Raw genomic sequence first — 14,003 nt, 5'->3', positions numbered from 1 at the left:
GTGCCGGAACCCGCATGGGCGCTCAACTGGTCGCAGATCTGGGACCGCATCGCCGCCGCCGCGCCCGACGCTCCGGCGGTGGCCGGAGGCGACACGACGCTGAGCTACGGCGAACTCGAAGACCGGGCCGCTCGGCTCGCCGGGGCGCTCGCCGAACGCGGAGTGGCGCAGGGCGACCCGGTCGGGCTCTTCCTCTACAACCGGCCCGAGTACCTCGAGGCGATCTACGCACTCTTCAAGCTCGGGGCCGTTCCGGTCAACCTGAACTTCCGCTACCGCCCGCACGAACTGTCCGACCTCGTGCGGACGAGCGGGGCCCGGGTGCTGCTGTACCCGGAGTCCCTCGGCGACGTCGTGCGCGAGGCGAGCGCGACGTTCGGGTTCCCGGTCGGGCTCGTCGAGATCGCGGACGCCGACGCCGCCCCGGTCACGTCCGGCGAGCGGCGGGCCGAACGTTACGCCGACCTTCTGCGCTCCGAGCGGGCCGAGGTCACGACGCTCGGGGGCGGCGACGAGATCTACCTGTTCACCGGGGGGACGACGGGCGCGCCCAAGGCCGTCGTCTGGCGGCACGGCGACCTGCTCGACGCCCAGATGGTCTCGATCTACGGCCCGGCGGGCGTGCCGTTCCCGACGAGTGTCGACGAGATCGTCCACCTCGCGATGCGCGCCGACGTCGCGAAGCCGCGCACCCTCCCCATCTCGCCGCTGATGCACGCGGCGGCCATGTTCCAGAGCATGAACACCCTCGCGGCAGGGGGTCTCGTCGTCTTCCTCGACTCGCCGCGGTTCGATCCCGCGCGGGCGCTGCGGGCGATCGCCCGCCACGGCGTGACCCGCCTCGTCATCGCGGGCAACGCGATCGCGACGCCGCTCGTCGAAGAGCTGGACCGTGCGGCGCTCGAGGGCGAACCGTACGACGCCTCGACGCTCGGCACGATCGTCAGCTCGGGGATGGCGTGGACCGACGACCGCAAGGCCGATCTGCTCCGGCATGCGGGGGCAACCCTCATCGACATCGTCGGAGCCAGCGAGGGCGGCCCGTTCGCGTACGCCACGGTCAGCTCACCCGACGACCTCCCGAGCCGGCTGCGGCTGGCCGACGGCGCGGTGGTTCTGGATGCCGAGGGTCGCGTTGTGCGGGAGGGCGTCGGCGTGCTCGCCTACCGGGGGGCGATGCCGCTGGGGTACCTCGACCAGCCGCAGAAGACGGCCGAGGTCTACCGCGACATCGGCGGCGTCCGGCACGTCGTCCCCGGCGACTGGGTGCGGGTCGACGCCGACGGAGTGATCGAGTTCCTCGGGCGCGACTCGACCGTCATCAACACGGGCGGCGAGAAGGTCTACCCGGTCGAGGTCGAAGACCTGCTGCTGGCGCATCCGGATGTCGTCGACGCGGCCGTCTTCGGCCTCCCCGACGACCGCTGGGGTGCCGTCGTCGCGGCCGTCGTCGCCCGGCGCGCCGGCAGCGCACCGACGGTCGCAGACCTCGATGCCTACCTCGGCACCCGGCTCGCCGGGTACAAGCGGCCCCGCCGTCTGCTGGTCCGCGACTCACTCGACCGCGGCCCGAGCGGCAAGGTCGACCTGCGCCACCTCCAGAAGCTCGTGACGGAGCCGCAGGCCTGACCTCGGCTCAGAGGCTGAAGGCCCGTTCGATCAGATCGGTCTGCTCGGCGGCGGAACGCTTCGACGAACCGGTCGCCGTCGCGGCGGATGCCGGACGCGAGACGACCCGGATGGTGCGCCCCAGCGGCAGCCGCGGAGCGAGCTCCATCAGCATGAACGGCCAGGCGCCCTGGTTCTCCGGCTCCTCCTGCACCCAGACGATCTCCGCGTTCGGGTAGCGGCCGAGTGCCGCCGTGATCTCGGCGACGGGCAACGGGTGGTACTGCTCGACGCGCACCAGCGCGAAGGAGCCCGCGTCATCCCGTTTCTCGACCTCGGCGAGCAGGTCGTAGTGCAGCTTGCCGGCGTGCAGCAGCACCCGCTTCACGGCGTCGCCCGCGCCCTGCTCGGTCAGCCGTGCGTCGTCGATGACCGGCTCGAATCGGCCCGACGTGAAGTCGGCGACCTCGCTCGTCGCGCCGCGGAGCCGCAGCATCGACTTCGGCGTGAAGACGACCAGCGGGCGACGCGGCCGGGCGTAGGCCTGACGGCGCAGCAGGTGGAAGTACGACGCGGGCGTCGACGGGCGCGCGATCGTCATGTTGTCTTCCGCGGCGAGCTGCAGGAAGCGCTCGATGCGCGCCGACGAGTGGTCGGGACCCTGGCCCTCGTAGCCGTGCGGCAGCAGCAGCACGACGCTGGAGCGCTGGCCCCACTTCTGCTCGGCGCTCGAGATGAACGTGTCGATGACGGTCTGAGCCCCGTCGACGAAGTCGCCGAACTGGGCTTCCCAGAGCACGAGCGCGTCGGGCCGCTCGACCGAGTAGCCGTACTCGAAGCCGAGGGCGGCGTACTCCGACAGCAGCGAGTCGTAGATCCAGAACTTCGCCTGGTTCTCGGCGAGGTTCGCGAGCGGCAGCCACTCCTGGCCGTTCTCGCGGTCGTGGAACACGGCGTGCCGCGACACGAACGTTCCGCGCCGGGCGTCCTGACCGACGAGGCGCACCGGGGTGCCCTCCGTGAGCAGGGAGCCGAGCGCGATGAGCTCACCGAAGCCCCAGTCGATCTGCCCGTTGCGGCTCATCTCCATGCGCTTGTTCAGCAGCTGCCGCAGCTTCGGGTGCACCGTGAAGCCCTCGGGCAGGTTGCCGTGCGCGTCACCGATCTGCTCGAGCAGCGCCTGCGAGATGCCGGTGGTCGCGGGTTCGCCTGCGGAGTCGTCCTGCTGCGCGTCGGGACGCTCCAGGTCGGCGACCGGCTGGCTGTCGGTCGTGACGACCGGGATGGTGCCGGTCTGCGCGGCGTGGGTCTCGGCGAACGCGCGCTCGAGTCGTTCCTGGAAGTCGCGGTGGGCGGCCTCGAACTCCTCCTGCGTGATGTCGCCACGGCCGACGAGCGCCTCGGTGTACAGGGTGCGCACGCTGCGCTTGGCCTCGATGAGCGTCGTCATGAGCGGCTGCGTCATCGACGGGTCGTCGCCCTCGTTGTGTCCGCGCCGGCGGTAGCAGATGAGGTCGACGACGACATCCTTCTTGAACTTCTGCCGGTAGGCGAAGGCGTGCTCCGCGACGCGCACCACGGCTTCGGGGTCGTCGCCGTTGACGTGCAGGATCGGAGCCTGGATCGTCTTGGCGACATCCGAGGCGTAGACCGAGCTGCGGGCCTCCGACGGCGGCGTGGTGAAGCCGACCTGGTTGTTGATGACGACGTGGATCGTGCCGCCGGTGCGGTAGGCGCGCAGCTGCGACATCTGCAGCTGTTCCATCACGATGCCCTGACCGGCCATCGAGGCGTCGCCGTGCACGAGCAGCGGCAGCACGTTGAACGTGCCGGGGGCACTGCGATCCTGCTTGGCCCGCACGATGCCTTCGAGCACGCCGTCGACGGCTTCGAGGTGTGAGGGGTTGGCCGCGAGGTACACCGCGACCTCCTTGCCCGTCATCCCGGTGAAGGTTCCCTCGGTGCCGAGGTGGTACTTCACGTCGCCGGAGCCCTGCACGGTCTTCGGGTCTTGCGTGCCCTCGAACTCGCGGAAGATCTGGCCGTAGGTCTTGCCCGCGATGTTGGTGAGCACGTTGAGACGGCCCCGGTGCGCCATGCCGATGGCGACCTCCTCGAGGCCCGCTTCGGCGGCACCCTGGAGGATCTCGTCGAGCAGCGCGATCGTCGACTCGCCGCCCTCGAGACTGAAGCGCTTCTGCCCGACGTACTTGGTCTGCAGGAAGGTCTCGAACGCCTCGGCCTCGTTGAGCTTCGAGAGGATGCGCAGCTGCTCTTCCTTCGTCGGCTTCTCGTACGGCCGCTCGAGACGCTCCTGGAACCAGGCGCGCTCCTCCGGGTTCTGGATGTGCATGTACTCGACGCCGACCGTGCGGCAGTAGGAGTCGCGGAGCACGCCGAGCACCTCGCGCAGCAGCGCGCTGCGCTTGCCGGCGAAACCGCCGACGACGTACTCGCGGTCGAGGTCCCAGAAGGTGAGGCCGTGGCTCGACAGGTCGAGGTCGGGGTGCGACCGCTGCACGTACTCGAGCGGGTCGATGTCGGCCATCAGGTGGCCGCGCACCCGGTAGTGGTTGATGAGCTCCTGCACGCGCGCCGTCTTCGACACCCGCTCGGAGAGGTCGACGTTGATGTCCTCGGCCCAGTGGATCGGGTCGTAGGGGATGCGCAGCGAGGCGAAGATGTTCTCGTAGAAGTCGCGCTCACCGATGAGCAGCTCGTGTACCTTCTTCAGGAACTCGCCCGAACCGGCGCCCTGGATGACGCGGTGGTCGTAGGTCGACGTCAGGGTGATCGTCTTGCCGATGCCGAGTTCGGCGAGCGTCTTCGCGCTCGACCCCTGGAACGCGGCCGGGTACTCCAGGGCGCCGGCGCCGATGATGCAGCCCTGCCCCTTCATCAGCCGCGGCACCGAGTGCTCGGTTCCGATCCCGCCCGGGTTCGTCAGCGAGATCGTGATGCCCTTGAAGTCGTCGGCGGTGAGCTTGTTGGCACGCGTGCGGGCGACGACATCCTCGTAGGCGGCGACGAAGTCGGCGAACCCCATCGTGTCGGCGCGCTTGATGCCGGGAACCATGAGCGAGCGGGTGCCGTCGGGCTTGGGCAGGTCGATCGCGATGCCGAGGTTGACGTGCGCGGGCGAGATGACGCTCGGCTTGCCGTCGGGCTCGTCGTAGAAGACGTTCTGGCTCGGGAACTCCTTGAGCACCTGCACCATCGCCCAGGCGATGAGATGGGTGAACGACACCTTGCCGCCACGGGCGCGCTTGAGGTGGTTGTTGATCACGATCCGGTTGTCGATCATGAGCTTCGCCGGGATGGTGCGCACGCTCGTCGCCGTCGGCACGGTGAGGCTGGCATCCATGTTGGTTGCGAGCGTCTTCTGCATGCCCTTGAGCTGCGTGACGACGTCTTCTTCGACGGAGTCGGCGGCGGGGGCGACCTGCGGGGCGTCGGCCGGGATCGGCTGCGGCTTCGCCGGGGCGTTGGTGGTGCGGGCGACCGGGGTGCCGCCCGTGGCGGGTGCCTGAACGACGGGGACGGCGGCGGCCGGGGCGTTGTCGGTGACCGCTTCGGGGATCTGCGCCTCACCGCCGACCTGGTTCTGCGGGTCGGGCTCGGTCTCGGCGGTGGGGGCCGACTCGCCTGCCGGTTCGGCGGCGGCCGGAGTGCCGGAGCGGCGCTGCTCGAGAACCGGCCACCAGCTCTGGTCGACCGAGTTCTTGTCGGCGAGGTACCTCTCGTACATCTCGTCAACGAGCCACTCGTTGGCGCCGAACTCTTCTTCTGATGTGATCCCGGTTACGGGGCTCGACACGGTAAACCGCCCACTCTCATTGCGTTGAGGTCTGTTGTGTGTGGTGGCGTTTTGAAGCCGCTCCAGCTTAGGCGCTCGCCCGGATAAGTTTGGCCGCATGCGGTTCTCCACCACCCTCCCGGCGCACGATTTGACGTATTCGGATGTCTTCTTGATTCCGAGCCGATCGGGGGTCGCGAGCCGTCTCGACGTCGACCTGTCGCCCGACGACGGAACGGGCGCGACGATCCCGATCGTCTCGGCCAACATGAACTCGGTGACCGGCCGACGGCTCGCCGCGACCCTCGCCCGCCGCGGCGGACTCGGAGTGCTGCCGCAAGACCTCGCCGTCGACGACGCCGCCGCGGCGATCGCCTGGGTGAAAGAGCAGTCGCCGGTGTGGGAACCCGCGCAGGAGGGGCTCCCCGTCGTAGAAGCCGCCGACCCGCGAGCCGCCTTCGACGCGCTCGCCGTCGCCGGGTACGACCGAGCCGACGTGTCGCAGGGCGGCACGATCATCGGGTCGACCAGTCGCACCGGAGCGCTTCGCGGCACCATCTACCGCCCCGCGGTCGACGCGGCCGGGCGGCTTCGGGTCGCCGCCGCGCTCGGCATCAGCCGCGACATCGCCGGCAAGGCGAAGGCGCTGGCGGACGCCGGGGTCGACGTGCTCGTGGTCGACACCGCCCACGGACACCAGGAGGGGATGCTCACCGCGCTCGAAGCGGTGCGCGGCCTCGACTTGGGCCTCCCCATCGTCGCCGGCAACATCGTCACCGCCGACGGGGTGCGCGACCTCGTCGCCGCGGGCGCCCACATCCTGAAAGTCGGTGTCGGACCGGGCGCGATGTGCACGACCCGCATGATGACGGCCGTCGGACGCCCGCAGTTCTCCGCCGTGCTGGAGACGACCGAAGCCGCCCGCGAACTCGGCGCCCACGTCTGGGCCGACGGGGGAGTGCGCTACCCCCGCGACGTCGCCCTCGCCCTCGCCGCAGGCGCGTCGAGCGTCATGATCGGCTCCTGGTTCGCCGGCACCCTGGAATCGCCCGGAGAGGTCGAGACGGATGCCGACGGTCGGGCCTACAAGCAGAGCTGGGGGATGGCGTCGACGAAAGCCGTGCACGAGCGGTTCGGCGGGATCGACCCCTATGAACTGGCGCGCAAGGAACTCTTCGCGGAAGGCATCTCCTCTTCGGCGATCTACCTCGACCCGCTCCGCCCGTCGGTGGAGGATCTGCTCGACATGATCACGTCAGGTGTGCGGTCATCCTTCACCTACGCCGGCGCCCCCAACCTGCGCTCCTTCCACGACCGCGCCGTCGTCGGCATCCAATCGGCTGCCGGTTACGAGGAAGGCAAGGCGCTGCCGGTTTCTTGGTGACTTCGCTCTCGGCGGTCGAGTAGGCGGCGCAGCCGCCGTGTCGAGACCAGCATCGGCTCGACGCGCACCCACTGTTGTCGCACTCTGAGGACCGCGCAGGGGAAGTTCGGCGTGTCGACGGCGTGTCGGGAGAACGGTCATCCACCAGCGACAGCGCCCGCTGTCGGCAATAGAGCCCCGTCATGTTCGAGCTCGAGGTGGTGAATCCTCTTCACTGGCGGGTGAGGATTGGTCCGTGGCAATTCCGCACGTGGCGGACCTTCTTCATGAAGGTGCCCCGCGGCTATCGGAGCCCGGAGCTGATCTACGAGGTGGCGCGGATCGCGGACGACGACCACCTCGAGGGCCAGCTAGCGGCATTCGATTCGGAGCCGGAAGCCAAGAGGTACTTTGCGCTTCTGGAGGCTGAAGGCCGGCACGGCGACCTCATCCTGAACTACGTCACGCTCCACTCGCGGTTGGAGGATTGGAGCTCGAATCGCTGACGATCGCCGATGTAGGCGTTGTCGGGTCTCGACACACTCCCTCCGGGCGCTACTCGACCACCGATGGACGGCGTGCCTAAGCTCGCGGCATGCCGGAGTTGCACATCACGGGGGACGCCGACGCCGACACCTTGCTGTCGGAAGAACCTCTCGCTCTGCTGATCGGGATGCTGCTGGATCAGCAGGTGCCGATGGAGACGGCGTTTGCGGGGCCCGCGAAGATCCGCGAACGGCTCGGGACGCTCGATGCGGCGACCATCGCGAACGCCGACCCCGAGAAGTTCGTCGAGGTGTTCAAGCAGACGCCGGCGGTGCACCGGTTTCCGGGGTCGATGGCGGAGCGCACGCAGGCGCTGTGCGCGGCGCTCGTCGCCGACTGGCGCGGGGATGCGGAGCGCATCTGGACCGACGGAGACCCCGACGGGGCGACCGTGCTCGCGCGGCTCAAGGCGCTCCCCGGGTTCGGCGAACAGAAGGCGAAGATCTTCCTCGCGCTGCTCGGCAAGCAGTACGGGCTGACCGCCCCCGGCTGGCAGGCTGCCGCCGGGCTTTACGGCGAGACCGGAAGTTATCGGTCGGTTGCCGATATCGTGGATGCTTCCTCCCTCACGAAGGTGCGGGAGTTCAAGAAGGCAGCCAAAGCGGCTGCGAAAGGGACGTAACTCTCCTTGATGGACGACCCTCCGTCTGCCCATAGACCCTCGCCGGTGGCGGGAGCGCTCCGATGAGCACTGAGATCGTCATGCTCATCGTCGGCATTCTCCTGACCATCGGCACCGGACTGTTCGTCGCGAGCGAGTTCGCGCTCGTCAACCTCGATCGCCCCGAGCTCGAGGCGCGTCAGGCGCGCGGCGAGAAGCGGCTCGGCTCCACGATCCGCGCCCTCAAGGTCACCTCGACGCACCTGTCGAGCGCGCAGCTGGGCATCACCCTGACGACGCTGCTCACCGGGTTCACCCTGGAGCCGGCCTTCAGCTCGTTCCTGCGGCCGCCGCTGACGGCGATCGGCCTGCCGTCCGGTGCGGTGCCGGTGATCGCCACGATCGTCGCGGTCGCCATCGCGACGCTGCTGTCGATGATCATCGGCGAGCTGGTTCCGAAGAACTTCGCGCTGGCTCTGCCGCGGCAGACCGCGAAGCTCGTGATCCCGTTCCAGACGATGTTCACCACGGTGTTCCGGCCGGCGGTCGCGCTGCTCAACGGCACGGCGAACGCCATCCTGCGAGCGATCGGCATCGAGCCGCGGGAGGAGATCTCGGCCGCCCGCACCGCGGAAGAGCTGCGCAGCCTCGTGCGCCGGTCGGCGAAGGAAGGGTCGCTCGACCAGGACACCGCGACGCTGCTCGCGCGCACGCTGGTGTTCTCCAGTCACACCGCCTCCGACGTCATGACGCCCCGACCGCGCATTTCGAGTGTCGGCAAGGGGGAGTCCGCCGAGGCGGTGATCACCCTCGCGCGGGCCACCGGCTATTCGCGGTTCCCGGTGTTCGACGAAGACATCGACGACATCGTCGGCCTGGTGCATCTCAAACAGGCGGTCGCGGTTCCCCGTGATCGCCGCGCCGACGTTCCGGTCTCGGCGCTGCAGTCCGAAGCGCTGCGGGTGCCGGAGACCATGAAACTCGACACCCTGCTCGGCGAGTTGCGCGGGCGCAGCTACCAGATGGCCGTCGTCGTCGACGAGTACGGCGGCACCGCGGGAGTCGCCACGCTCGAAGACCTCGTCGAGGAACTGGTCGGCGAGGTGTCCGACGAGCACGACCGCTCGCGCGCCGACGTCGTGCGCAGCCGGGACTGGCTCACCTTCCCGGGCGCGTTGCGGCCCGACGAGCTCGCCGACCGGGCGGCCGTCGTCGTGCCGGAAGACGGTCCCTACGAAACCGTCGCCGGCTGGGTGATGGCCGAGCTGGGCCGACTCGCCGAGGTGGGCGACACCGTCGAGGTCGACGCGGGGGTGTTCCGGGTCGAACGGATGGACGGCCGACGCATCGACCGCATCCGCTTCACCCCCGTCTCGCCGACCACCGGTGAGGTCGCCGTGCAGAAGGCTGCGCCCCCCGAGAAGAGCGGGGAGGCCGACACGTGATCAGCGCAGCGGCCGCGGCATCCGGCGGCGTCGACTGGATGGGCATCGCCTGGCTCGGCGTGCTGCTGATCATCAACGCGTTCTTCGTCGGCGCCGAGTTCGCGGTGATCTCAGCTCGGCGGTCGCAGATCGAGCCGCGGGCCGAGGCGGGTTCCCGGGCGGCGAAGACCGCGCTCTGGGCGATGGAGCACGCGACGCTCATGCTCGCGACCAGTCAGCTCGGGATCACCGTGTGCTCGCTGCTCATCCTCAACGTCTCCGAGCCGGCGATCCACCACCTGCTCGAGATCCCCCTGCTCATCACCGGCTGGCCGGAGGAGGTCGTCGGCGGCATCGCCTTCGGGATCACGCTGCTGATCGTGTCGTTCCTGCACGTCGTGCTGGGCGAGATGGTGCCGAAGAACATCTCGTTCTCGGTTCCCGAGCGGGCGGTGCTCATCCTCGCCCCGCCGCTCGTGGCGATCGCGACGATCTTCCGGCCGGTGATCGTGACGCTCAACGCGACCGCGAACGGCATCCTGCGGCTGTTCCGGGTCGAGCCCAAGAACGAGGCGACCAGCGCGTTCACCGCCGACGAGGTGCAGACGATCATCGCCACCTCGACGCGTGAGGGGGTGCTCACCGACACGACGGGCACGCTCAACAATGCGTTCGAGTTCACCGAGAAGCGGGTGCGGGATGTCGCGCTGCCGAGCAAGCAACTCGTCACCCTGCCCGAAGATGCGACGCCGGCCGATGTCGAACGCGCGGTCGCGCAGCACGGCTTCAGCCGCTACATCCTGCTGAACGAGGCGGGCGAGCCGAGCGGTTACGTGCACCTGAAAGACGTCATCGACCTGCGCGCCGACGAGTTCGACGACCCGGTGCCGCCGAAACGCATCCGGCAACTCATCTCGGTGTTCCGCGACTCCGAACTCGAGGACGCCCTGGCGTTGATGCGCCGCACCGGTGCGCACGTGGCGCGGGTGTTCGACGAGCATGGGGCGACGCACGGCGTGCTCTTCCTCGAGGACATCATCGAGACCCTCGTCGGCGAGGTGCAGGACGCGACGCGTCGGCGCTGATCCTGGGGCTACCCGCGGGACGTAATACGGCGTAACATTCGGGGCAGATCTGGACTGCGGGTGCGGTCGCATCCTCGAGAGGAATACCCCGATGGACAGCATGATGATGGACATGATGAAGTCCATGCCCGCCGACAAGATGATGGGCATGAACATGGCGATGATGCAGGAATGCATCGAGACCTGTTCGGCCGCCGCGATGGCGGCGACGATGTGCGCCGACTCCGGCATGGGCGCCGACATGGGCAAGTGCTCGTCGATGTGCTCCAACATGATGGATGTCGCCACCACGATGATGCGCATGATGATGCGCCCGATGGGCTACGACATGGCGTCGATGCACGCCATGATGATGGCCTGCATCGAGATGGGCAAGGCGTGCTCGGCGGAGTGCATGATGCACGCCGACATGGACGAGCACTGCCGCATGTGCGCGAAGGCGTGCGACGCGATGGTGATGGCCTGCGAGAAGGCCATGAAGTCCATGGCGATGGCCTGACGGCCGCAGCCGCTACCGCGCGGAGTACCACTCCCGGCCGAGGGCGATGACCTCGGCGACTGGGTGATAGCCGACCGGCTCACCCACGACGACCGGTGCGTCAGTGCTGAGGAGTTCGATCGACCCGGTGAGGGTCGCGACCTCGACCGACCCGTCGGCGACCGAGACGACGAAGGCGTCGAGCCATCCGCTCGGCGACGCGCACGCGACGACCCGCTGAATCGCGAGGATCCGGGTCGTGGTGTTGTCGCTCATGGATGGTCCTTTCGGTTTCCGCGAGCCTAAGCGCACCCACGGAGTCCGCGCAGGTCGCGCGTCACGGAACGAAACACAAGGCGTAAACGGACGCCCGTTCGCTGGGCGCAACCATCGAGCGCATCACCTTCGCTCTTGGCTTCGTGATGATTCCGGCTTCGTGACCAAAGCGGCTATAGCTTGCGGAGCCACGCTGCCAAGCGGCGTCCGCGTGGCAATGACTGAGGAGGGGAAGGCGCTCGATTCACCGGCGTGAAGGTCACCGCTTTCGTCGGACGACGCGCCAACCAGATTCCGAGACGAACAGACCCAAACATTTCGCGATCCCTTCAGATGGACTTCTCCATGCCCTGTCGTCTTGGGAGCGCTGAGAGTCTCGTGGTCGGCGAGTCACTGCTCCGAGGCGATCTAGACGTTCCGCGTTGACCGTTCCGCCTCATAAAGGTCTCGCGACTAGCCCGCCGCTAGTTGTCCCGATCTGACACACTCGGACAGCCGGGGCTCGTCTGAGAATTGGCATCCATGGGTTCGCCCCCGGAGTTGCTTCCATATCAGCGACGCGCCCGGAGTCGATAGTCGCCCAGGTGCTGGAGAAGGCATTCATGCGTCCGCAGACGTCAATCCAACTCTTCACGATCAAGGACGCACTCGAATCCGATCTCGGTGGAGCCCTCGCCAAGGTGGCCGCGCGCGGCTTCTCGGCTGTAGAGGCGTACGACTTTGTTCTCCGCGTCGAGCAGATTGCAAAGGCGCTCGCCGCTGAGAACCTCGCGGCGCCATCAGGCCACGCATTCCTGGCGTCGAAATCCTTCGTCAATCCGGATGGCAGCGGTACGTCCGTCTCGGTTCCCATGCCCGAAGAGGTGTTCGCCGCCGCCGAAGTTCTCGGAATGAGCCTCGTGATTGACCCCTACACCGAGCCTGGACGATGGGGATCACTGGCGCAGATCGCAGAAACTGCCGATCTCCTCAACGCTGCCGCCCAGCTCGGGGCGACGAGGGGCATTCGTGTTGGCTATCACAACCATGCCCACGAGCTTGAAGTGACCTACGGCGGTCGGACTGGATTGGAGGTTTTCACCGACTTCCTTGAGGAGGACGTTGTGCTCGAGGTCGACTTGTACTGGGTCACGAGGGCCGGGGTGGACCCCGTCGCCCTGTTGCAAAGGCTTGGGAACCGCGTGGTTGCCGTGCACGCAAAAGACGGGACCCTCGATGCTGATTCGATCAGACGCTACCCGCCGACCGATCAGGTCCCGGCGGGACGCGGGGCAGTGAAGATAGCGGAGGCGATCTCGGCGGCCCCCGCGCTCGAGCTGGCTGTTGTCGAGTTCGACCACTTTGCGGGCGACGTCTTCGACGCAATCGAGCAGAGCCGCCTGTTCCTTGAGAGGGAGGGCGCATGATGGCATCCCCCATAGGCGTCGGGCTGATCGGCGCCGGCAACATCAGCGATCAGTATCTGGCCAATCTCACGACCTTTCCCGACCTGCGGGTGCTCGCCGTCGGCGATGTCTTGGAGGAGCGCGCCCGTTCGCAGGCGGAAAAGTACGGCGTCCCCCGGTCCGGCAGCGTCGAGGCGGTTCTTGGAGATCCCGACATCACGATCGTGGTCAATCTCACCGTCCCGGCCGTTCACGTCCAAGTGTCAGAGGCGATTCTGGCCGCGGGCAAGCATGTCTGGACGGAGAAGCCGATCGGGATCGATCGCGCTAGCTCTCGACGGCTTCTCCACTACGCCACTGCAGCGGGATTGCGGATTGGAGTCGCCCCTGACACGCTGCTCGGTCCTGGTATGCAAACGGCCAAGCGAATCATCGAACGAGGCGAGATCGGTCGTCCGTTGTTCGCGCAGACTAGCTTTCAGTGGCAGGGTCCAGAGCTCTTCCATCCGAACCCGGCATTCCTCTACGCAAAAGGTGCTGGACCTCTCCTCGACATGGGTCCGTACTACGTCTCCGCCCTCGTCCACATCTTCGGGCCCGTCGCCGCGGTCGGTGCTCTCGGGCTGCGAGGATCTCCGACGCGTCGGGTGCAGGTTGGCGATCTAGCGGGGCAGTCGTTTCCGGTGGAGGTTCCGTCAACCCTCTCGGTTCTGATGGAGTTCGAGCGCGGCGGTCATGCCCAGAGCCTTTACAGCACCGACTCTGCGTTGTTTCGGCATGGTGTCGTCGAAATCACGGGGACGCTGGGGACACTTGTGATACCTGATCCCAACACCTTCGGCGGCCGGATCACGGTCACCCGCCCCTTGACCGCGATGCCGGTCGCTCCCGCCCCACTGGTGCAGGAGGCGATCGAGCTTCCGCAGGAGGGCGCACTCACAGGACGGGGAGTCGGCGTCTTGGACATGGCCCGCTCTTTGCGCGCCGGACGCCCGCATGTGGCGAGCGCTGAACTCGGCTATCACGTGCTCGACACTCTGCTAGCAATCGAAGAGGCTGCCGCGGCGCAGGCCTTCGTGCGGGTCGAAAGTACAACCGGTCGCCTCGGCTCACTTCCTGCGGACTTCGACCCGTTGGCTCCGACGCTGTAGCGGATGAGATGAGGCGGGGCGGGCGAGGCTTTGGTCATTTCCCCAGTTTCACCCCCATAGATTGTGCAGACATCCCACGATTCGGCCGAGTCGTCTGTGTTAGCTTTCCGTCACTCGAAGCTCAGAACAGGAGGCGCTCGGATGGCTGGTCGGTCCGGCGGCACCGGGGTTCTAGACGAGCGCCGACAGGCCGACCGGGTACGTGACTTGTATCTGGGTCGTGCGACAGACGATCTCTCTGGCGTTCGTCCTATCGTCGCGCGTTCGTGGCGTCGTAGCCGGGCAGCCGG

11 protein-coding genes are annotated in these 14,003 nt (G+C 67.8%); 9 read left to right on the top strand and 2 right to left on the bottom strand.

Annotated elements, in window-relative coordinates; all coding sequences use genetic code 11:
* A complete protein-coding gene (locus tag IE173_RS09335; RefSeq protein WP_191283198.1) occupies positions 1-1,629 on the top strand; it encodes an AMP-binding protein in 1,629 nt (542 codons plus the stop codon).
* 7 nt (positions 1,630-1,636) lie between these two features.
* Here IE173_RS09335 and IE173_RS09330 read toward each other — a convergent pair whose 3' ends face one another.
* Positions 1,637-5,425, bottom strand: coding sequence for a multifunctional oxoglutarate decarboxylase/oxoglutarate dehydrogenase thiamine pyrophosphate-binding subunit/dihydrolipoyllysine-residue succinyltransferase subunit (locus tag IE173_RS09330; protein WP_229842014.1), 3,789 nt, complete (start codon positions 5,423-5,425; stop codon positions 1,637-1,639).
* Between the two features lie 97 nt (positions 5,426-5,522).
* Between IE173_RS09330 and IE173_RS09325 the strand changes: the two genes are divergently transcribed.
* The 6 genes from IE173_RS09325 to IE173_RS09300 all read left to right on the top strand — a co-directional run bounded on the left by IE173_RS09325 (position 5,523) and on the right by IE173_RS09300 (position 10,922).
* The gene (locus IE173_RS09325; protein WP_191283196.1) at positions 5,523-6,788 is read left to right on the top strand and encodes an IMP dehydrogenase; all 1,266 of its coding nucleotides are present in this window, start codon (positions 5,523-5,525) and stop codon (positions 6,786-6,788) included.
* A 182-nt stretch (positions 6,789-6,970) separates the two neighbouring features.
* Complete coding sequence (locus tag IE173_RS09320) at positions 6,971-7,273, top strand: hypothetical protein (RefSeq protein WP_191283195.1); 303 nt, start codon at positions 6,971-6,973, stop codon at positions 7,271-7,273.
* 89 nt (positions 7,274-7,362) lie between these two features.
* Entirely contained in the window at positions 7,363-7,935 is a 573-nt protein-coding gene (locus IE173_RS09315) for an HhH-GPD-type base excision DNA repair protein (RefSeq protein ID WP_191283194.1), read from the top strand.
* 62 nt (positions 7,936-7,997) lie between these two features.
* Entirely contained in the window at positions 7,998-9,359 is a 1,362-nt protein-coding gene (locus IE173_RS09310; protein WP_229842013.1) for a hemolysin family protein, read from the top strand.
* Positions 9,360-9,397: 38 nt separating this feature from the next.
* Complete coding sequence (locus tag IE173_RS09305) at positions 9,398-10,423, top strand: hemolysin family protein (RefSeq protein ID WP_191283395.1); 1,026 nt, start codon at positions 9,398-9,400, stop codon at positions 10,421-10,423.
* Positions 10,424-10,514: 91 nt separating this feature from the next.
* Positions 10,515-10,922, top strand: a complete 408-nt coding sequence (locus IE173_RS09300) for an aldehyde dehydrogenase (protein ID WP_191283193.1) — start codon at positions 10,515-10,517, stop codon at positions 10,920-10,922.
* A 12-nt stretch (positions 10,923-10,934) separates the two neighbouring features.
* On the opposite strand, the gene IE173_RS09295 is transcribed toward IE173_RS09300, so the two are convergent.
* Entirely contained in the window at positions 10,935-11,177 is a 243-nt protein-coding gene (locus IE173_RS09295; protein ID WP_191283192.1) for a hypothetical protein, read from the bottom strand.
* A gap of 602 nt (positions 11,178-11,779) precedes the next feature.
* On the opposite strand from IE173_RS09295, the gene IE173_RS09290 reads away from it, so the two are divergent.
* Both IE173_RS09290 and IE173_RS09285 read left to right on the top strand, forming a co-directional pair.
* Positions 11,780-12,583: a sugar phosphate isomerase/epimerase family protein gene (locus IE173_RS09290; RefSeq protein ID WP_191283394.1), complete on the top strand. Its 804-nt coding sequence runs from the start codon at positions 11,780-11,782 to the stop codon at positions 12,581-12,583.
* Positions 12,583-13,713 carry a Gfo/Idh/MocA family protein gene (locus IE173_RS09285; protein ID WP_191283393.1) on the top strand — a complete coding sequence of 377 codons (1,131 nt, stop codon included), beginning with the start codon at positions 12,583-12,585 and terminating at the stop codon, positions 13,711-13,713. Before IE173_RS09290 ends, IE173_RS09285 begins: the two co-directional genes overlap by 1 nt.
* Positions 13,714-14,003: the final 290 nt, after the last annotated feature.

This window comes from Pseudolysinimonas yzui (genome assembly GCF_014653215.1).
Lineage (GTDB): Bacteria > Actinomycetota > Actinomycetes > Actinomycetales > Microbacteriaceae > Pseudolysinimonas_A > Pseudolysinimonas_A yzui.
Note: the sequence above shows the minus strand (reverse complement) of the source record. Positions and strands in the feature narration are given on the sequence as shown.